The sequence below is a fragment of the Haladaptatus pallidirubidus genome (assembly GCF_020700235.1).
GTDB lineage: Archaea > Halobacteriota > Halobacteria > Halobacteriales > Haladaptataceae > Haladaptatus > Haladaptatus pallidirubidus.
Genome location: NZ_CP085301.1, coordinates 3,356,576 through 3,374,301, shown reverse-complemented (window position 1 = coordinate 3,374,301; position 17,726 = coordinate 3,356,576). Strand labels below are relative to the sequence as shown.

At 59.4% G+C, this 17,726-nt stretch carries 22 protein-coding genes and 1 pseudogene; 10 read left to right on the top strand and 13 right to left on the bottom strand.

Annotated features, from left to right (window positions below; translation table 11 throughout):
- Positions 1 to 50 precede the first annotated feature (50 nt).
- Positions 51 to 605 (bottom strand): DUF7524 family protein, encoded by a 555-nt coding sequence (locus LIX15_RS18175; RefSeq protein WP_227774818.1) that lies wholly within the window; start codon positions 603 to 605, stop codon positions 51 to 53.
- Positions 606 to 638: 33 nt separating this feature from the next.
- Entirely contained in the window at positions 639 to 824 is a 186-nt protein-coding gene (locus LIX15_RS18170) for a methytransferase partner Trm112 (RefSeq protein WP_227774816.1), read from the bottom strand.
- Between the two features lie 101 nt (positions 825 to 925).
- Here LIX15_RS18170 and LIX15_RS18165 point away from each other — a divergent pair, with 101 nt between their 5' ends.
- A complete protein-coding gene (locus LIX15_RS18165; protein WP_227774814.1) occupies positions 926 to 1,342 on the top strand; it encodes an EamA family transporter in 417 nt (138 codons plus the stop codon).
- 376 nt (positions 1,343 to 1,718) lie between these two features.
- On the top strand, positions 1,719 to 2,018 hold the full coding sequence (locus tag LIX15_RS18160) for a hypothetical protein (protein ID WP_049970978.1): 300 nt from the start codon (positions 1,719 to 1,721) through the stop codon (positions 2,016 to 2,018).
- On the opposite strand, the gene LIX15_RS18155 is transcribed toward LIX15_RS18160, so the two are convergent.
- The 4 genes from LIX15_RS18155 to LIX15_RS18140 all read right to left on the bottom strand — a co-directional run bounded on the left by LIX15_RS18155 (position 2,015) and on the right by LIX15_RS18140 (position 5,223).
- On the bottom strand, positions 2,015 to 3,964 hold the full coding sequence (locus LIX15_RS18155; RefSeq protein WP_227774812.1) for a DUF7527 domain-containing protein: 1,950 nt from the start codon (positions 3,962 to 3,964) through the stop codon (positions 2,015 to 2,017). The genes LIX15_RS18160 and LIX15_RS18155 overlap by 4 nt on opposite strands.
- A gap of 222 nt (positions 3,965 to 4,186) precedes the next feature.
- A complete protein-coding gene (locus LIX15_RS18150; RefSeq protein ID WP_227774811.1) occupies positions 4,187 to 4,465 on the bottom strand; it encodes a UPF0058 family protein in 279 nt (92 codons plus the stop codon).
- 70 nt (positions 4,466 to 4,535) lie between these two features.
- Complete coding sequence (locus LIX15_RS18145) at positions 4,536 to 4,751, bottom strand: ribbon-helix-helix domain-containing protein (protein WP_066142210.1); 216 nt, start codon at positions 4,749 to 4,751, stop codon at positions 4,536 to 4,538.
- Positions 4,752 to 4,932: 181 nt separating this feature from the next.
- Entirely contained in the window at positions 4,933 to 5,223 is a 291-nt protein-coding gene (locus LIX15_RS18140; protein ID WP_227774809.1) for a hypothetical protein, read from the bottom strand.
- Positions 5,224 to 5,461: 238 nt separating this feature from the next.
- On the opposite strand from LIX15_RS18140, the gene LIX15_RS18135 reads away from it, so the two are divergent.
- The 4 genes from LIX15_RS18135 to LIX15_RS18120 all read left to right on the top strand — a co-directional run bounded on the left by LIX15_RS18135 (position 5,462) and on the right by LIX15_RS18120 (position 9,609).
- A complete protein-coding gene (locus tag LIX15_RS18135) occupies positions 5,462 to 6,058 on the top strand; it encodes a sulfite oxidase-like oxidoreductase (protein ID WP_227774807.1) in 597 nt (198 codons plus the stop codon).
- Positions 6,059 to 6,091: 33 nt separating this feature from the next.
- Positions 6,092 to 7,420, top strand: a complete 1,329-nt coding sequence (locus tag LIX15_RS18130) for an isochorismate synthase (protein WP_227774805.1) — start codon at positions 6,092 to 6,094, stop codon at positions 7,418 to 7,420.
- Entirely contained in the window at positions 7,417 to 9,171 is a 1,755-nt protein-coding gene (gene menD / locus LIX15_RS18125; RefSeq protein WP_227774804.1) for a 2-succinyl-5-enolpyruvyl-6-hydroxy-3-cyclohexene-1-carboxylic-acid synthase, read from the top strand. The genes LIX15_RS18130 and menD overlap by 4 nt, the downstream gene beginning before the upstream one ends.
- A gap of 69 nt (positions 9,172 to 9,240) precedes the next feature.
- Positions 9,241 to 9,609, top strand: a complete 369-nt coding sequence (locus LIX15_RS18120) for a DUF7522 family protein (RefSeq protein ID WP_227774801.1) — start codon at positions 9,241 to 9,243, stop codon at positions 9,607 to 9,609.
- 27 nt (positions 9,610 to 9,636) lie between these two features.
- Here the strand turns inward: LIX15_RS18120 and LIX15_RS18115 are convergent, their stop codons facing one another.
- From LIX15_RS18115 to LIX15_RS18095, 5 genes and pseudogenes are all read right to left on the bottom strand, one after another.
- The gene (locus LIX15_RS18115) at positions 9,637 to 9,858 is read right to left on the bottom strand and encodes a hypothetical protein (protein ID WP_227774800.1); all 222 of its coding nucleotides are present in this window, start codon (positions 9,856 to 9,858) and stop codon (positions 9,637 to 9,639) included.
- A gap of 59 nt (positions 9,859 to 9,917) precedes the next feature.
- A pseudogene (locus LIX15_RS18110) lies at positions 9,918 to 11,127 on the bottom strand (tripartite tricarboxylate transporter permease).
- Between the two features lie 133 nt (positions 11,128 to 11,260).
- Positions 11,261 to 11,602 carry a 50S ribosomal protein P1 gene (gene rpl12p, locus LIX15_RS18105; protein WP_227774799.1) on the bottom strand — a complete coding sequence of 114 codons (342 nt, stop codon included), beginning with the start codon at positions 11,600 to 11,602 and terminating at the stop codon, positions 11,261 to 11,263.
- A 6-nt stretch (positions 11,603 to 11,608) separates the two neighbouring features.
- Positions 11,609 to 12,631: a 50S ribosomal protein L10 gene (locus LIX15_RS18100; RefSeq protein WP_227774798.1), complete on the bottom strand. Its 1,023-nt coding sequence runs from the start codon at positions 12,629 to 12,631 to the stop codon at positions 11,609 to 11,611.
- A 1-nt stretch (position 12,632) separates the two neighbouring features.
- A complete protein-coding gene (locus tag LIX15_RS18095) occupies positions 12,633 to 13,271 on the bottom strand; it encodes a 50S ribosomal protein L1 (RefSeq protein ID WP_227774797.1) in 639 nt (212 codons plus the stop codon).
- 165 nt (positions 13,272 to 13,436) lie between these two features.
- On the opposite strand from LIX15_RS18095, the gene LIX15_RS18090 reads away from it, so the two are divergent.
- Entirely contained in the window at positions 13,437 to 14,144 is a 708-nt protein-coding gene (locus LIX15_RS18090) for a hypothetical protein (RefSeq protein WP_227774795.1), read from the top strand.
- A 21-nt stretch (positions 14,145 to 14,165) separates the two neighbouring features.
- Here the strand turns inward: LIX15_RS18090 and LIX15_RS18085 are convergent, their stop codons facing one another.
- A complete protein-coding gene (locus LIX15_RS18085) occupies positions 14,166 to 14,642 on the bottom strand; it encodes a 50S ribosomal protein L11 (protein ID WP_227774793.1) in 477 nt (158 codons plus the stop codon).
- Positions 14,643 to 14,766: 124 nt separating this feature from the next.
- The gene (locus LIX15_RS18080) at positions 14,767 to 14,970 is read right to left on the bottom strand and encodes a VNG_1110C family protein (RefSeq protein WP_227774791.1); all 204 of its coding nucleotides are present in this window, start codon (positions 14,968 to 14,970) and stop codon (positions 14,767 to 14,769) included.
- Between the two features lie 111 nt (positions 14,971 to 15,081).
- Between LIX15_RS18080 and LIX15_RS18075 the strand changes: the two genes are divergently transcribed.
- The 3 genes from LIX15_RS18075 (at position 15,082) to LIX15_RS18065 (ending at position 17,549) form a co-directional block, all read left to right on the top strand.
- On the top strand, positions 15,082 to 16,191 hold the full coding sequence (locus LIX15_RS18075; protein ID WP_227774789.1) for an OBG GTPase family GTP-binding protein: 1,110 nt from the start codon (positions 15,082 to 15,084) through the stop codon (positions 16,189 to 16,191).
- Positions 16,188 to 16,625: a TIGR04206 family protein gene (locus LIX15_RS18070; RefSeq protein WP_227774787.1), complete on the top strand. Its 438-nt coding sequence runs from the start codon at positions 16,188 to 16,190 to the stop codon at positions 16,623 to 16,625. The genes LIX15_RS18075 and LIX15_RS18070 overlap by 4 nt, the downstream gene beginning before the upstream one ends.
- 165 nt (positions 16,626 to 16,790) lie before the next feature.
- A complete protein-coding gene (locus LIX15_RS18065) occupies positions 16,791 to 17,549 on the top strand; it encodes a VOC family protein (protein ID WP_227774785.1) in 759 nt (252 codons plus the stop codon).
- Positions 17,550 to 17,726: the final 177 nt, after the last annotated feature.

Here is a 17,726-nt window from a genome sequence, read left to right as displayed (position 1 = left end):
AAAAGGAATACGGTTGCCGGTAGGAGTACGGTTGTCAGATGGAGAGACGGTTACTGAAGCAGGAAATAGGCCGCCGCCCCGAGACCGGCCAACACGACGAGCGCGCCGAATAGCGCGACGCCGCCGTCCACGACCAATCCCGCGCCGAACGCCAGCACCACCGCGAACAGGCCGAGAAGGATGAGCGGGAGATTTTTCACCACGTTCGAACTCGCCGATTCGGTTCTCGCTGAATGCCGTCGCTGCGGTTTCGAGAGTGATTCGTCAACCGGGATTGAATCTTGTTGTTCGTCGAGTTCGTGAATCTCCACGTCCACGTAGGCGGTTTCGGCACCGTAGCCGGTGACAATTTTCAGTTTGCCGCTAGCGGGTGCATCCCGAACTGTAACGGTGACGTGGCGGGTGTCGTCCGCCTTGACGTAGTGGTTCGTCGCGCCGAGCGAGGCCGCTTCCGAGAGGTCATCGTCCAAATGGAGATGGGCGTGAATCGGCGCTCCGTGATTTTTGAGCGCGATGGTGAACGAGTCGTCGGTTTCGAACGACTGCGCTACGTCGATGTGGTGCAAACCATCGCGGTTGACGTGAATAGACAGGGTTTCCGACACGATTCTCTCCTTTCACTAAAGTTATAAAAATGTTCAGGCTTCGCGCATGTCCGGCGGGAGGAGGTTTGGGATCCCGTCTTCGATGGGATAGCGCTCGCCGCACTGCGTACAGGTGAGCGTTCCGAAGATGACTTCCTCCGCTTCTTCCTGCCGGGCGTCGAGTTCGAGTTCCTGTTTATCCAGCGGACAGCAGATGATGTCCATCAGGGATTTCTTCATATCCAGGTGCACGAAGGGACGGGGCAAAAACGTGACGGGTTCGACGGGTCGGCATTTCCGCTTTCGAAACGTTGCTTTCCCCCTGCGCGAAACGCACCTTCATGAACTACATCGGGTGGGCGATCGTCGCCCTCGTCGGCTACACAGCACTGCCACCGCTGGTCAGCATCGCAACGCAGGACATTCCGGATACTGTGGCTGCGCTGGTTGCGAACGGTATGCTCGTCGTCGCGGCCCTCGCGGTGACGATGTACGAAGGCGAGCAGGTCGTTCCGTATCTCGTGAGCGACAAAGCACCGTACATGTACCTCGCTGGCGGGTTTCTGGCAATCGGTATTCTCGCATACTATCGCGCGTTAGCGACCGGCCCGGTCAGCATCGTCGTACCGATTTTCGGCCTGTTCATCGCGACGAGTTCGGTTCTCGGCATCGCGTTTCTCGACGAACCGCTAACCGCGCGAAAGGTCGCGGGAATCGGATTTGCGCTGGTCGCAATCTACCTCACGGCGGTCGAATAAGAAACGAGAGTGAAAATTGGAAGCAGAAATTCGCTCACTCCAGCGGATTCGCCGGTAGGACGGTTTTCTCTCGCACCGGGTTGACGGCGTAGACGGCGTCGTCGACGCGGCCTTTGCTCTCGTCGCCGAGTCGCGAACCGACGATAGCCACGGTTATTTTTCTCGCATCACCCAATCGATCACCGTCTTCGAAGAGGTATAACACACGAACGTGTATACAACGAGTTCGATTCGTCCCGATTGTTGCAGATTCGGCGATACTATCGCACGCAAGCCGGAAGTGTTAACTCGTCTCATTAAAAATCCCTTATCTGCACTTTTGCATGCGATGCGGACAACAACCTTTAAAAGGTTCAAAGACAAGTTAACACATGCCATGATAGATCGACTGGAGAAGGAAGTCGATATGCTGGAACGCCACTTGCAGGTCCTGAAGATGGTTATCGAAAACGAGCCCATCGGCATCGTCAAGATGTCGAACGAGACGGGCTATCCCCACCACAAGGTTCGATACTCTCTCCGTGTCCTCGAAGAAGAAAATCTCATCTCGCCCTCGAATCAGGGCGCAATCACGACCGACCGAACCGAGGAGTTCGTCGCCGAACTCGACGAGAAATTGACGGAAATCACCGACAAACTCGACACGATGAAAATCGGCGAAAAACCCGAAGCTTAGAGTTCTGGAACGGTTAGGTGGAATTCGCCGTTACGCGATTCGACCAAACAGAGATGGTATCCCCGTTTGCGGGATAGCTTGACGAAACTTTCTCGTTTTTCTCGCGTTAGCAGTCCGCCACTGGTTGCGTCCTCCGTCGTCTCCAGCGCCGCCGGTTCGAAGAAGCTCTTCGTGACTTGGAACGCCGCGCTGAGTTCGTTGTTCGCGCTGGCAACGTCGCTCGATGCGTCCACGAGCGACCCGAGCATCTCTCCGGTCGCCGGGTCGCGCGAATCGTTGATGTTCGCCACGACGAGCGGATTGCCCATTCGGTCGCGGAGGATAATGTCGAACGACAGTTCGCGTTCGTCGCCTTCTTCGGCCTCCACAGATAGTGTGCCCTGAAGTTCCGCTCGGTCGATTTCCTGAATCGCGTCGAAGAGGTCTTTGAGTCCGCGCTGGTGGCCGGTTTCGATGATTTCGTACAGTAGGTCAACGACCAGCCAGGAGACGAACTGATACTCCATCGACTCGTGGAGGAAGGTTTCGTACTCTTTGCCATCAACCGCGACGCCGTCCACGTCGAACCGCGTGTGATATTCGAGTTTCAGATTGGATTCGATTGTCTCCCGATTCGCCTCGCCCGCCGCCGCGTCGGCCAGCGTTCCTTTGCCTTTCGACCCGTAGCGGACGAACAGGTTCGTTTCGGTAAACGCCTGCTGTGGCGTAATCTGTCGCTCCGCAGTCGCGGCGGGACTGCTCTGTCGCACCGTTTGGAGTTCGGTTCGCAGTTGGTCGAGTTCGTTCTGCAATCGGTCGCGTTCCTGTTTTAGCTCGTCGCGCTCCACTTCGACGGATTTGAGTTCTGTCTGGAGGGCCTCGATTTTCTCCGCGCGCGCGGACAGTTCGGCTTCCAGTTCCTTCGCACGGTTGGAAGCGGAAGCGCCGCTGGGAGTTCGATTCTGCGCCTGGCGCTGAGGTGACTGTCGCGTGTTTCGCCGCTGTTTGACGCCCGTTTCGCGGGGTTTCGAGGAACTGCTTTTTTCGGGGTCGAGCGACGGAATCGTCGTCGTCTCCCGCCACTGCTGTTCGTCGGAAAAGGAAGCAGGCGTCTTCGTTTCGCCCGCGGGGCCGGACGACTGAGCTGACTTGGTCGGTTGGGACTGCTTCGTTTCCCGGTCTGCTTCCGAAGACGCTCGTCTGGAGGATTTCTGATTTTGCGCCGATTCGCCCTCCGGCGTCTGCGGAGAGGACGCTTGCGATGACTGGGCAGGCTGACTGTCGCTCGGAGCGGATGCCGCCGAATCGTCGGCGGATTTCGGTGTCGAGTCGGAAACTGGCTCTGGTTCGGATTCCGTTTTCGAACCGGAGTCAGACTCCGATTGTTGGCTCTGAGCAGGCGTCGGTTCGGGTTCCGGCGGTGTTTCCGGCTCCGGAACGTCGATGATGTCCACGTCCGCGGCGACGACTTCGTAAATCCCGACTTCGTCGTTCGCGCGCTCGAACGCTTCGTCCTCAGTCAACAGTTTCTCGCTTTCGCCGACGTAGGCGACGTTCATCGAACGGCCACCGTGATAAACGACGTAGTAGTCGCCGCTCAGGACGTTTTCGCTGAGTTCGACGTACCCCGTGAAATTGTTCGAGGCGAGCGTACTGCACGCCTCGTCGAGCGACGTGTCGTTGGTGTAGTATTTCGCCTGCGTCTTTCCGCCTCGCTCCTGCATGCTGAACAACAGCGGAAGCGAGGGGTGTGGGGCTTCGAACGCCGTTCCGTTGGCATCCTCGAAGCTGTCGAGATTTCCACCGAAAACGCCGACGACGCGACCGTTCAACATGAACAGCCACGCGCCATCCGCTTTGACTGCACCGGAAAAGTCGGCGTCGGCGAGGTCTCTCAGTGCCTCGAAGCCTCCGGAAAAGGGGCGTGAGTCCCACTCGGTTATCTGTTCGACCGTGCGCGCATCCATATTACGTCAAAACGGAATCCCCCTCAAATACTTTCGGGTTGCCGGAACGCATCCGTCGTGGGAGTTTCAGGAAAAATACCTGCAGTCGCCCACATCGAATCCGCGTTCGACCACGGTTCTGCGCTCCGACGTAGACGGATTGCACTCACAGTTCGGTCGAGGGATACCTGCGTGCTGTGCCGTTTCGAGTTCTCGAAACGGCACGTCGCGTCGTTTGAAAGATCAGATTTTGCTCTCGGCGTCGTCGGCGAGTTCTTCCATTCGCTTGCCGATTCGACCGGCCTCGCTGAACTCGTCCTCGCTCATCACGCTCGCGAGCGAGTTTCCGAGCACGAAGACCGCGTGTTTGTGTTCGCTCTTGGATTTGTGAACGTGCGAGGGATCCACGTCGAGTTGATCGTACGCGTCGAACGCGCCGCTCGGAATGTCGTCTTGTTCCTTGAAGTACTCCATGATGGTGACCATCTGTTCGTGGAGCTCGAGGAGGTCGTCTTTATGCATAGGCTCAAATTGGTAGCTATGCGGTTTAAGAGTTTCTGAGAACTATTCACACGTCGAGGTGAAAACGGCGTTAGAAGACGTACTCGTCTTCGTGACCCATCATCCCCTCGTCTTCGAGACCCGGTTCTCGGTCGTTGTCCATCGGCCCACTCGTCTTGTATGCCTTGAGACCGGTTGCAAGCAAATCCTCGATTGCTTCTTCACGGTTGACGAACTCACCCTGTTCGACCATCTGGGCGATTTGCATTTCGAGGTGCTCTGGGACGGTGATCTCTACCTTTGGCATTGGAACATTTGAGGGCTTCGGGAGGGGTGTTCTTAAGTCTGACGGGTAGATAGTACGACGGTTGTGAAACAGAAATTACGATTCTATAAATTCATTTTCTTAAAATGCGTGTAAAAGGTTGTAATTTTAGAAATAGCGCGCCGCTATGGCGCTGAAGAAAGGAAAATTTTCCGTCTACGTTTTAGCGGCTACCGAACATCTGGTCGATCGAATCGATGATACTGCTCGGTTTCATGGATTCGAGGCGCTGTTCCATCCGCTTCTGGTTGAAGTAGCTAGCGAACGCGAGGATGGTCGGCGGCCACAAACCGATAAAGAGGCCCCGTTCTTTGTTCCCTCTGAGGAAATACTGGTGCCACGCGAGGAGAACGGAGGCGCCAGATGCGAGTATCGCTACGTCGCGTGTCGATTCCTCCGCTGCCTCCATCGTCGGACCTTCGCGCATTCTCGTCTGTTGTTCTGACTCGGACATGCGTCAATTGCTATGCGTCACATCGTCCTTTGTTATTCAGCGAGTACCGGCTCATCAGACTTCGATACAGCGGTTACGCAAGGATAAGGACTGCTTTCCGGAATCGTAATCGCGGTTATTCTACTCCTGCGGTACCTCTGCGTTCGTTCCGCTCGCGCATTTATTTGCACGCTCGTTCCATTTCCGCGTTCGCTCCGCAGTCGTTACACTGACGTTATCGCGTCCGCTGTGTTCGTCCATGAGCATCACGGACGTTACGCACCTCCACCAGGAATTCGGCGGCGAGCGACTTCCGCCCGGACAGCGCGAGACGAGCAAGTTTCCCGTCCTTTCTAAGGGAAGCACCCCCGATTGGAATTCGGAAACGTGGGAGTTTTCGGTGACTGGCGCGGTCGAGAACGAACTCACCTTCTCGTGGGACGAGTTCCGAGACCTCCCGAGCGAAACGCAGAAGCAGGATTTTCACTGCGTCACGGGCTGGAGCAAGTTCGACTGTGCGTTCACGGGCGTCACATTCCCTACTCTCGCTGAACTAGCGGGTGTCGAAGACGACGCGGTTCACGTCATGTTCTCCGCGCTCGACGATTACACGACGAATCTCCCGCTTTCCGACTGCATGCGCGATGAAGTGCTCTTCGCGTGGGAATTCGACGGCGACTCGCTTCCGCGCGAACACGGCGGCCCGCTTCGAGTACTCACCCCACACAAATACGCCTACAAGGGGGCGAAGTGGGTGAACAGGGTCGAATTTCTCACCGAGTTGAAACGAGGATACTGGGAGAAACGGGGTTATTCTAACACCGCAAATCCGTGGAATGAGGAGCGATATAGTTAGGCTGAAGGGCTACCGCTCCTGAGTTCTCTCTCAATGCCACCGCACCGTGACGGTCAACTGTCGGCGGGAAGTTCTCTCGTAACTCGAACCTGCCGAATATCCGACGTTTCGTTTCGTGCGTTTCTCGCCGGTAGACCGGCACCGAGAATCTACTGGACGACACCCGACGGCCTCGAAATTGCCGCGAGCGGTGCTGTCACCCGCGTTACAGCGGACGGTACCGATCGATTCGAAACTGTCCGCGAGCGAGCGAACGACTGCTTCGCTTCGGTCGATACCAAGGGTGGAACGGATGCGACTCGCCCGCGCTTGTTCGGCGGATTTTCGTTTCACGCCGAACACGAACCGGGGGCACCGTGGGATGGTTTTCCGGGCGCGGAGTTCGTCCTTCCCGAAATTCAGTTGACCCGAACGGACACGGAGACGTGGCTCACGGTTTCCGCCCGCGACGAGTCACCCGACGAAGTCGAAAAAACGCTGGCAGACCTGCGGGCCGAATTGAACGAACTGCCGGGAATGCGCCCACGAGGGGATTCCCCCGGCGTGAAAGCGACTCGCCACACCACCGCGCGCGAGGAATGGGGTGAGCAAGTTCGACAGGCAACCGAACGAATTCGCACCGGCGAGCTACAGAAAGTCGTGTTGGCGACCGCGCTCGAAGTCGAACTGAACAATCCCGTCGCCGTGCCGAACACGCTCGAACGACTGCGAACCTCCTACCCGGAGTGCTATCGGTTCCTCTTCGAACCCACGGCGGCGGGCGGATTTTTCGGCGCGCCGCCAGAGCGTCTCGTTTCGCTCCGCGGCCAGACGGTCGAGACGGAGGCCCTCGCCGGGTCGATTGCCAGGGGCGAAACCCCCGAGAAAGACGACGAACTGGCGGAACGACTGGCCGAAAGCGACAAGGTGCGCGAGGAACACGAACTCGTCGCCGAAACCATCCGCGACGGACTCGAACCGCTCGCGGAGACGGTAATCGTCGCAAGTCGGAAGGTCAAGCGGCTATCGAACATTCAACACCTTCAGACGCCGATTTCGGCGACACTCGACGGCGACGAACACGTTTTGTCGGTTGTCGAGGCACTCCACCCGACGCCCGCGGTCGGCGGTCTCCCGCCCGAGATGGCCAAGCGAACAATCCGCGAGACGGAGACGTTCGACCGCGGATGGTACGCGTCGCCGATCGGATGGTTCGACGCAAACGGCGACGGAGAGTTCGCCGTCGGGATTCGCTCCGGCGTCACCGCCGACTCGCGCGTGACGCTGTTCGGCGGCAACGGCATCGTCGCCGACAGCGATCCGGACGACGAGTGGGACGAAGTGCAGTTGAAATTCCTGCCGATTTTGGACGAACTCGAATGAGCCATCCGAATCGAAACACGCTGTGGGCCGAGACGTTCGTGGACGAACTAGCCGAGGCAGGCATCGACGCGGCGTGTCTCGCTCCCGGCAGTCGCTCGACGCCGCTGACGGTCGCGTTCGCGACCCACGACGACATCGAGGTGTTTTCGCATTTAGACGAGCGATCTGCCGCCTTTTTCGCGCTCGGGCGGGCAAAACGCACGGGGAAACCGACGCCAATCGTCTGCACCTCCGGAACCGCGGCGGCGAACTTCCACCCTGCGATTATCGAGGCGGACAGGGCGCGAGTTCCGATGCTCGTCTGCACGGCAGACCGCCCGCCGGAACTTCGGGATAGCGGTGCAAACCAGACGGTCGACCAAGAGAAACTGTACGGGGACGCGGTTCGATGGTATGCCGACCTCGCGGAACCGGAAGCGAACGCGCGCAAACTCCGCTACCTCAGGACGACGACCGCCCGCGCACTCGGATCGGCCACCGGAACGCCGCCGGGACCGGTGCACCTCAACTTCCCGTTCCGGAAACCGCTCGAACCGACCGAGGTTCCGGGCGACGTTCCGGAGAATTTCGAGACCGAAAACCCGCTCGCAGGCCGGGGACGTGACGGCCCGTTCGTCCGGGTGTCGCAGGGCGTTCCGGAACTAGATTCTCGAACCCGCACAGAAATCGCGGATACCGTTTCGAACGCGGAGCGTGGACTGCTGGTCGCGGGCCCCGCCGACGCGCCGACACCGACGCGAACTGCGCTTGCGAAGTTGGCCGACGAGACCGGCTTTCCGATTCTCGCCGACCCGCTGTCGGGTCACCGATTCGGCCACGACCGCCCCGTCGTTGGCGGTTACGATTCCTACCTCGTTCCGGAGACGACCGACGGATGGCCCGACCCGGACGTCGTCCTGCGATTCGGAGCCTCGCCGACTTCGAAGGTTCTGCGGAACTATCTCGAACGAACCAGTGCACGGCAGTTCCTCGTGGATTCCGCGGGCGGGTGGCGCGAAGCGAAGTTCACCGCGACCGACCTCGTCGTGGCAGACCCGACGCGATTCGCCCGCCGGTTAGCGGACGAACTCGCGGGCGAAATGGTCTGTGACGAGGAGTGGACGTCCCTATTCGAACACGCGGAATCGCGTCACTGGGAACTGGTTTCGGAATCGGACGCCCACTTCGAAGGCGGCGTTCTCGCTTCGGTCGCCGAACTCGTTCCCGACCCGGCGACTCTGTTCGTCTCGAACAGCATGCCGGTTCGGGATGTCGATAGGTTTGGGAAACCGCGCTCCGCCGACGTGACCATGCTCGGCAATCGCGGCGCGAGCGGTATCGACGGCATCGTCAGTAGCGCACTCGGGGCGGGCAGTGCGACCGACGACCCGCTGGTGCTGGTCACGGGCGACATCGCGTACTACCACGACATGAACGGACTGCTCGCGCTCGCGCGCTGCGGCGTCGATGCGACCATCGTAGAAATCAACAACGACGGCGGGGGAATCTTCCACATGCTCCCCATCGAGTCGTTCGACCCGCCGTTTACTGGCCAGTTTCAAACGCCACACGGACTCGATTTCGAGGCGACGGGTGACCTCTACGACCTCGATTTCGACCGCGTGGAGACGATTTCAGCGTTCCGGAAGCGATTTTCGACATCCCTCGATACGCCGGGAACGCAGGTCGTTGAGGTCGTAACCGATGCGGAAACCAGTCACCGAGCACGGGAGTCATTACAAAATACCCTGATTCACGAACTGTCGGGTTAATTTTCATCGTAAATAATCTCAACAAGATTAAATACATCGTCTTCCGAAAAACGAGATGGGAAGGTTTGTATGGCCGGTACAGCTACCGAATCAAAAGAACTAGTCGCATTTTTACGGGACAAAGTCGGCGACCACCTTCGAAGCGTACAATACCACGACGACGACACCAGCGATTTACTGTACATCCGCGACGGCGTTGCCGACGCATACGACGAACGGGGACGTGCGGACGTTCTCCGCGATATGCGCCTCGAAGCCATCGAGAAAGCCCATCAAGAAGACCTCTACATCCACGGGTCGCTCGACTGTACGATTCGGTGTTTCGACGACGCCGTCGAGATGCATTTCATCCACGGCGAGACGTGCGGAACCCGGTCGCACTCGACAGCGAAGTGTTCGCCGTTCACAACACGTTCGTTGGACACTGTCTCGGCGTGATTGGCCAGTAGTTACAGAGATACCGCATCATCGCCCTCGGTCGTTCTCTTCGACCTGCTTACGCAGTTCCGACACTTCCCGCCTGAGTTCCTCCACATTCTCCTTCGAGCGTTTGTGCGCCAAGAACAGTCCGCCGAAGATGGTGAGCGGCAGGCCGAACATCATGAGGGCTACGATGAAGATGACGAACAGTTCCATGCCGCCGGGAATCGGTCCGAACAGGGGAACTGAACCGAACAGGGGAATCATACAAACGAATTGACAACCCTCCGGCAAAAGTCTCGTGGTCGCCAGCCGAGTTTTCTCAATCATCCGCCGAGCGCTAGCGGCCCCATCAACACGCCCATCAGGTGCACCCGGCGACAGCCGACTCGCGGGGGAACCAGACCGAGGAGGACGCTCACGAGGAAAATGCCGATACCGACGATTCCCGCGAACAGGAACGACGCCACGACCAACAGGGAAAGCACGCCGAACGAGAGTTTTCGGTAATCCGTCCGTCCGACCGTCCCGAGATAGGTATCACCCAGCACCAGAACGAGGACGAATCCGGCGATTCCGGCGACCGCAACACTGGCGAGCAGCGTCGGCAGGTGAAGCGGCGTGTTCGTTTCCCGAAGCGCCACCATCACGCCGGTTCGGGGCGTGCCGAGGGCCACCAGGGCGAACAGCGCGAAAACCGTATTCGCCGTGTTGACCCCGCTGGTTGCCACGATGAACCCTCTTCCGCCGGTTCGCCCCGGAACGAGCGCGAGCGCGATGACCGCCGCAATCGCGCTCGAAACGCCGGGGAGATAGCCGACGATTGCGCCGGCGACCGCACCCGCGAGCGCAGTTTGAACCACGTCCCGTCGCGAAGTCGTAACCGTCGCCGCCGACTGCTCCGGCACGCCCGCTCCGTCCATCGCATCGACCAGAACCGGCGCACCAAACAACCCGGCAAAGAGGGGAGTCAGCACGCCGCCCGCGTCCAGCGGCGCGGCGGGCGAAAGGTCGAGCGTGCAGGTGCCAAGTAGCACGCTCGCACAGAAGGAAATGAGGCCACCGACCCGCGAGCGCGTCGTGGTTTCGGTGACGATGAGAAAACCTGCAACTCCGGCAAGAACGAACGGCATGTTTTCCCTGATGAACGGATACGCGGTAGTCATCACCTCCGTCACGGGAATTGCGAGCGGAACCGCGAACGCGACCGCCAGACCGCTTCCCAACGCCGAGAGGCGAATCGCCTCTCGGCCCTGCCCCTCGATGACGAGTCGATGCCCGGGGAGCGCCGACACCGCCATCACCGGGTCGGGGACGCCCAAGGCGAGCGTCGGCACGACATCGAGAAACGAGTGAACGACACCCGCGGCCAGCATCGACGAGTTCAGGTGGACCGGGAACCGCGGGGGCGACGGACGCGAGCAGTAGTGCGAGGTTGTTGACGTGAATTCCAGGCGTTAGTCCGCTTACCGTTCCGAGTGCGACGCCGCCGAGAATGAACGCGAGCGCCGTCGCCGTCGTCGCCGGCGCAACCACCAACCGCGTTCCGAACACCTCCATCGAGCCGGAGTGGTTCCGTTCTTGTATTTAAATGTTGGGCGGTGCTGCGCGGTCGCTGTCCGATTCGTGCGCGAAAGAAAAACTGGTTTGACCGGTGTGGCGCCGTCGTTTAACCGAAGAGTTCGCCGAGGCCTTCGCCGCTGGCGTCGTCTTCTTCTTCTTCGTCGTCGTCCTCGTCCGCGGCTTCTTCCTCTTCGCCACCTTCGTCGTCGCCACCCTCGTCGCCACCTGCGGCACCGCCTGCACCGCCTGCGGCGGCTCCACCGGCGGGGACGGCGGCGGCCTGTTCGACGGCCTCGTCGATGTCGACGTCTTCGAGTGCGGCGACGAGCGCCTTGACACGCGATTCTTCGACATCGACGCCGGCGGCGTCGAGCACGTTGGTGAGGTTTTCTTCGTTCAGTTCTTCGCCCGATTCGTTCAGGATGAGTGCAGCGTAAACGTATTCCATTGGTAGTTATCCGAACATTGCGCCGAGGCCTTCTCCGCCCGCGTCTTCGTCATCGTCGTCATCGTCGTCTTCAGGCTCGGCGTCAGTTGCTTCTTCGTCAGTCGATTCTTCTTCGTCAGCACCGCCCGCTGCAGGCGCTTCGATTCCGCGAAGCTCCTCGGGCAATGCGTCTTCGTCCTCGATTTGTGCGGCCAGCGTGCGAACTTGCGCGTCCGCCTTGCTCACGAGATCCGGAGCGATGTCCGGGCTCTCGATGGCGGCTTGGAGACCAAGGCTCTTGGCCTCGCCAGTCGCCTTCGAGACGAGCAGGGGTACGGTCTGTTCGGTCGGGTACACCGCGTTGACAGAGAGGTCGCGACCGAAGGCGGCCGCTCGCTCGACGTCCGCGCGATACTCGTCCACGTCGATGGCGAGTTCGTCCGACTCGAACATCACGCCGTCGGAGTAGACGGCGCGCAGGTCGAGACCGACCTCTTTCGGCTCCATACCGAGTTCGGCGAGCACATTCGCCAGCTCCGGCGAAACCTCGTCGCCTTCCTCCGCGACGAGGCTGTCCTCGGTCACGTGGATGGAGCCGTCCATAATTCGTGCGGCGGCACCAGCCTGCTGGAGTTCACCAACGAACGGGCCGGGATCGACGCCCGTGTCACCTTCTGGGATGGTGATTTCGTTTGGGGCGATTTCGCCCGCCGAAATCGGTGCCGGACTTTTGGACGCTTCGAGTTCCTTGTACAGACCGAACGGGTTGTCGTTCGTTCCGATGAGGCCGACCTGTCCGGAGATGTACTCCTTCAGGTCTTCGAAGCCTCCGCCGACCGAATCCAGAGCGCGCTCCACCAGCGTGTTTCGGCTGACGCGGAGTTCCGCGCTACCGTGGAGACTGCGGCGCATGTTCTGGAGCTGTTTACTCGGAATGCCGGTGATGTTGACGACGCCGACACTGCTGTAGTTGTCGACGAAATCCGTCAGCTCAGCGACTTCCGCGCGCTTCCACTCCGGAATCGTTTCGGTCTTACGTTCTGCGGACATCTTAGGCCACCTCCACGGACGGTCCCATCGTCGTTTTCACGAAGATGGTGTCGACGTTGAGCGGGCCTTTCTCCAAGTTGGAGTGAAGACGCCGAATGATAACGTCGATGTTGTCCGAGATATCCTCCGCGGACATGTCTTCCGCGCCGACGCGCGTGTGGAACGTGCGTCGGTCACCGCTTCGAAGCTGGACGGTGTTTTTCATGCGGTTGACGGTTTCGACGACATCGTCGTCGGGTTGCAACGGCGTCGGCATCTTACCGCGCGGACCGAGAACGGTACCGAGGTATCGACCGATGTCTTGCATCATCGACGCTTCGGCAATGAAGAAGTCGGTCGCGTCGGCGAGGTCTTTTGCCGCGTCGTCGTCGTCACCTAGTTCTTCCAACTCATCGCCCGAGAGAACGTCGTCCGCGACATCCTCGGCGCGGAGGGCGGTTTCGCCCTCCGCGAACACGATGATTTGGGTTTCCTGTCCAGTTCCGGACGGGAGTACGATACTCTCGTCGACACGATTCGACGGATCGTTTAAATCGAGGTCGCGCAGGTTAATCGCGAGGTCAACCGTTTCGCGGAAATTCCGCTCCGGGGAGTCCTCGAGTGCGCGAGAGACTGCTTGCTCTATCTCATTATCTGCCATCGTTCACCTCCGTAGTACGCAGGAATGCTCCTACGGGTCAGTGAAACAGGCGATGCCTGTCTCACCGGAAATTGACGCATGTCGAACTTAAACCCGTCGAACCAATACGCATCGTGGTAGCCGCCGACACTGGTTTGAATCGTGCTATCGAATCGATACGCCCACATGACGTTCCTTCCGGGTCTGTTGGCGTTCCTCCTCGCACTCGTGCATCTCGTGGCGGGAAACGTGCAGTCGTTTCGCGCGATTCCACGAAGCAGCTGGCTCTCGGCGGCTGGCGGTGCGTCGGTCGCCTACGTGTTCGTTCACCTCCTTCCGGAACTCAAAGGCGGGACGGTGCTCGCGTCCGTCCCGATTCTCGTCGGGTTTTTCGAACGCCACGTCTACATCGTCGCACTGGTCGGATTTTCCCTGTTTTACGGATTGGAAGTCCTCGCGCGCGAATTTGGACACGATGGCCGACGAACCGCCGACGAAATATTCTGGCTTCACATCGGGTCGTTCACCGCGTACAACGCGCTCATCGGCTATCTCCTCGTGCATCGAGAGCAACCCGGGCAAGTAAATCTCCTGCTGTACGCCGTCGCGATGGGTCTGCACTTCGTCGTCAACGACTACGGACTCAGGGAGTTCCACGAAGCTTCCTACGACCGGCTCGGACGCTGGTTTCTCGCCGGAGCGGTCGTCGTCGGATGGGCCGTCGGAAACGCGACGGAAGTCGATGAAGCCGTGGTGAACACGCTGTTCGCGTTTTTGGCTGGCGGCATCATCCTCAACATCATCAAAGAAGAACTTCCCGAGGAGCGCGAAAGCCGTTTCTGGGCGTTCGCGGTCGGAGCGGGAAGCTACACGCTCCTCTTGCTGTTCGTCTGATTCGAAAACGAAAAACCCGGATTAGGCTTCGAGTGCGTCGTCGTACTCGCCAGCGTCAACCTTCGCTTTGAACTCGCGCGCGTCGTCTCCTTCGATGGTGACGCCGAGCGACGCACAGGTACCGACAACTTCCTTCGCCGCGTTCTTCGTGTCGTAGGCGAGGAGGTCGGGGTGTTTCTGTTCCGCGATTTTCTTCACTTGATCGACGGAGAGGTCGGCGACGAAGTTCTTCTGGGGTTCGCCGCTGCCCGTCTCGAATCCGGCCTCGTCCTTGATGAGCGCCGCCGTCGGCGGGACACCGATTTCGAGTTCGAAACTGCCGTCATCCTCGATGGAGATGGTGACAGGCACTTCCGTGCCGTCGAACGCGGCAGTCTGTTCGTTGATTTCGTTGACGACTTCTTGGACGTTGACCGCAGTGGGGCCGAGTTCCGGGCCGAGCGGTGGACCGGGGTTGGCCTGCCCTCCGGGTACGAGGACTTCGATTGTATCAGCCATACCCGAACGAAATCTCGCTGGAGTTTTAAGGATTTTCTTTTGCGGCGTTCGGAAGCGGTTCGTGGATAGTTCATCGTCGGGTGATGTGCCTGCTCCCGAAGAACTGTTGCAGAAATGATGCCGCTCAGGGCAAGGTCACGCCGTGCCGTCCGAGAAACTTGCTGGCCTGTTTGATTTCGACCGGACTGCCGACGATGCGGAGGTATTCTTCTTCGAACGGGACGATGCTGACCATGAACTGCCGCTCCAACTCACGTCGAATCCCACCGAGCGCGTCGCGTGGGAGGACGATTTGAGTGCTGTCGCGGAGGCGGGCAGGGTCCGGCATTACGTATTACCGTTACGATGGCCGAAACGTATTAACGTACCGAAATCACCGGCGGCCTTCCGTTGGCGCGAAGGAACAAGTTTTTCGGCAATCACGGCTGACGTGTTCCTAATGGGACTGGAGGAGGAAATCGAAGCGCTCCGCGAGGAGATAACCAACACGCCGTACAACAAGTCCACCGAGTCGCACATCGGACGGCTGAAGGCGAAGCTCGCGGAGAAAAAAGAAAAGTTGGAAAACCAGTCCTCTGCTGGCGGTGGCGAAGGTTACGCTGTCGAGAAAACGGGCGACGCGACCGTCGCCTTCGTCGGATTCCCGAGCGTCGGCAAATCCACTTTGTTGAACTCGCTCACCGCCGCAGAGAGCGAAGTCGGCGCGTACGAGTTCACGACGCTGAACGTGAATCCGGGCATGTTGCAGTACAACGGCGCGAACATCCAACTGCTCGACGTGCCGGGACTCATCGAAGGAGCGGCCCACGGCCGCGGCGGCGGGCAGGAGGTGCTCTCCGTTGTCCGTGCCGCAGACCTCGCCGTGTTCGTCCTCTCGGTCTTCGAAATCGACCAGTACGAACGGCTCCGAAAGGAGTTGTACGAGAACAAGATTCGGTTGGATTCTACCCCGCCGAGTATCTCGATTGCGAAGAAAGGACGCGGCGGAATCAGGGTCACGTCTAGCGCCGACCAAGACATCTCCGAAAACGTCATCAAGGAAGTTCTCCGCGAACGCGGCTACGTGAACGCGAACGTGACGCTCCGGGAGAAGATGGATATCGACCGCCTCATCGACGGCATCATGGACAACCGCGTCTACATCCCGTCGATGGTGACGGTAAACAAGGTCGACCTCATCGAACACGACTACGCCGAGAAAGTGTACGACCAACTGCGCGACCACGACATCGACCCCGACGAAGCGGTGTTTATCAGCGCGGAAGAGGAGAAAGGACTGGATGCACTGCGCGAGAAAATCTGGGACAAACTCGGGTTGATGCGAATCTACATGGACAAACCGGGGCGCGGCGTCGATTACGACGAACCGCTCGTTCTCCCCTACGGAAGCACCATCGAAGACGCCTGTGAGCGACTCGGCGGCGAGATGCTCGAACGGTTCCGATTCGCGCGTGTCAGCGGCCCGAGCGCGAAACACGACGAACAGCAGGTCGGAGTGGAACACGAACTCGCGGACGAGGACGTGCTCCGGATGATTCTCCGGAAGTGACGCGGTTCGATTTTACCGCGAAGCAGCGCCGACTCTCGATTCTCGCGCTGTTCGCGCTTCCGTGGCTGATCCTCGTCGCACCGAGCGGAACGACGCTGATTTTTCCGTGGGGACTGGTGAATCCGACGACGCTGCACGTCACGACGCTTCCGAAATATCTGTTCGTCCTAACCGTCGGATTACCGTCGCGACTTCTCGCGTGGCCGCTGAGCGTGCTATTTTACCTGCTCGCGCTCCTCAGCGCGTTTTCGGGTCGGTTCGAAGACCGACGAGTGACTGGCGGACTCCTGGTACTGGCGGGCGTAACCCAATTGAACTTCGTCTTCCGATTCGTGGCGTATGGCGGATTGGTCGTTCCATTCGGGACGATTGGCCTGTTCGGCGTCGCGTGGTGGTTCCACCGGCCCGACCTGCGCGGTGCGTTGAGCAGATGAGTTGAACGAACGCAATAATTTTGAACCAACGCACCACGACTGGTGGTACCCTCGCGCTCGCACGCGCGCGAGAAAAAATCATTGGCCAGAACACTCATCACGAAAACCGAGCGAGACTTCCGCGAGCGGTACGCTTTTCGCCCCGGAGAGGGTGCTTTCGTACGTATGAACGGGACAATCGACCACGTCATGATGCGCGTGGAGGATTTGGACGAAACGCTCGACTGGTACGGTGAACACCTCGATTACGAGGAGAAAGGACGGTGGGAGGCAGACACGTTCACCAACGTCTATCTCGGCCCGGCGGACGTTCACGACGATGGTGCTCTGCTCGAAATCACCTACAACCACGACGACCGAAGCTACGAGATGGGCGATGCGTGGGGTCACATCGCGGTTCGCGTCGAGGACGTGTACGACGCCTACGAGGAACTGATGGACGCGGGCGTCGAGGATTACCGCGACCCGGATTCCTGCGGCGGACGCTACGCGTTCGTGAAAGACCCGGACGGCCACGAAATCGAAATCGTCCAACGCGACCACGGTGCGCGTTGGAGTATCGACCACACTATGATTCGCGTCGAGGACGCCGACGAGGCGCTCGGCTTCTGGACGCGCAAGTTCGAGTACGAACACACCGGTCGGTGGGAGTCGGACACCTTCGCCAACTACTTCGTGAAGCCCGAGGACGCCGCCGAGGAGACGATGGCGGTCGAACTCACGTACAACTACGACGGCCGGTCCTACGAGATGGGCGACGCGTGGGGCCACTTCGCCGTGCGCGCGGACGACCTCCACAACGATTGGGAAACGCTGATGGAGCGCGGGGCGGCGGAGTACCGCGACCCCGAGTCCTGTGACGACCGCTACGCCTTCACCAAAGACCAAGACGGGCACGAAATCGAAGTTATCGAGCGAAACTGAGCGAAAGCGTCGATTTCTCGAAAATCGCGCAAGGCGGCAATTTTTACCGAAACGTCCGCGAAAAACACTGAATTGTCGGTACGATTTCAGTGACAATTATCTCCCATAATCGTTTTCGATTCATGTCTTCATTTGGTTCTGTTTTCCGCTACTACTTAAAGACTGAAACTGTGAATC

What these genes read in the sequence shown, in the direction of transcription:
- LIX15_RS18170 (WP_227774816.1), bottom strand. Translation starts at nt 824, where the DNA reads ATGAAGAAATCCCTGATGGACATCATCTGCTGTCCGCTGGATAAACAG.
- LIX15_RS18165 (WP_227774814.1), top strand. Translation starts at nt 926, where the DNA reads ATGAACTACATCGGGTGGGCGATCGTCGCCCTCGTCGGCTACACAGCA.
- LIX15_RS18160 (WP_049970978.1), top strand. Translation starts at nt 1,719, where the DNA reads ATGATAGATCGACTGGAGAAGGAAGTCGATATGCTGGAACGCCACTTG.
- LIX15_RS18155 (WP_227774812.1), bottom strand. Translation starts at nt 3,964, where the DNA reads ATGGATGCGCGCACGGTCGAACAGATAACCGAGTGGGACTCACGCCCC.
- LIX15_RS18150 (WP_227774811.1), bottom strand. Translation starts at nt 4,465, where the DNA reads ATGCATAAAGACGACCTCCTCGAGCTCCACGAACAGATGGTCACCATC.
- LIX15_RS18145 (WP_066142210.1), bottom strand. Translation starts at nt 4,751, where the DNA reads ATGCCAAAGGTAGAGATCACCGTCCCAGAGCACCTCGAAATGCAAATC.
- LIX15_RS18140 (WP_227774809.1), bottom strand. Translation starts at nt 5,223, where the DNA reads ATGTCCGAGTCAGAACAACAGACGAGAATGCGCGAAGGTCCGACGATG.
- LIX15_RS18135 (WP_227774807.1), top strand. Translation starts at nt 5,462, where the DNA reads ATGAGCATCACGGACGTTACGCACCTCCACCAGGAATTCGGCGGCGAG.
- LIX15_RS18130 (WP_227774805.1), top strand. Translation starts at nt 6,092, where the DNA reads ATGCCACCGCACCGTGACGGTCAACTGTCGGCGGGAAGTTCTCTCGTA.
- menD (WP_227774804.1), top strand. Translation starts at nt 7,417, where the DNA reads ATGAGCCATCCGAATCGAAACACGCTGTGGGCCGAGACGTTCGTGGAC.
- LIX15_RS18120 (WP_227774801.1), top strand. Translation starts at nt 9,241, where the DNA reads ATGGCCGGTACAGCTACCGAATCAAAAGAACTAGTCGCATTTTTACGG.
- LIX15_RS18115 (WP_227774800.1), bottom strand. Translation starts at nt 9,858, where the DNA reads ATGATTCCCCTGTTCGGTTCAGTTCCCCTGTTCGGACCGATTCCCGGC.
- rpl12p (WP_227774799.1), bottom strand. Translation starts at nt 11,602, where the DNA reads ATGGAATACGTTTACGCTGCACTCATCCTGAACGAATCGGGCGAAGAA.
- LIX15_RS18100 (WP_227774798.1), bottom strand. Translation starts at nt 12,631, where the DNA reads ATGTCCGCAGAACGTAAGACCGAAACGATTCCGGAGTGGAAGCGCGCG.
- LIX15_RS18095 (WP_227774797.1), bottom strand. Translation starts at nt 13,271, where the DNA reads ATGGCAGATAATGAGATAGAGCAAGCAGTCTCTCGCGCACTCGAGGAC.
- LIX15_RS18090 (WP_227774795.1), top strand. Translation starts at nt 13,437, where the DNA reads ATGACGTTCCTTCCGGGTCTGTTGGCGTTCCTCCTCGCACTCGTGCAT.
- LIX15_RS18085 (WP_227774793.1), bottom strand. Translation starts at nt 14,642, where the DNA reads ATGGCTGATACAATCGAAGTCCTCGTACCCGGAGGGCAGGCCAACCCC.
- LIX15_RS18080 (WP_227774791.1), bottom strand. Translation starts at nt 14,970, where the DNA reads ATGCCGGACCCTGCCCGCCTCCGCGACAGCACTCAAATCGTCCTCCCA.
- LIX15_RS18075 (WP_227774789.1), top strand. Translation starts at nt 15,082, where the DNA reads ATGGGACTGGAGGAGGAAATCGAAGCGCTCCGCGAGGAGATAACCAAC.
- LIX15_RS18065 (WP_227774785.1), top strand. Translation starts at nt 16,791, where the DNA reads ATGAACGGGACAATCGACCACGTCATGATGCGCGTGGAGGATTTGGAC.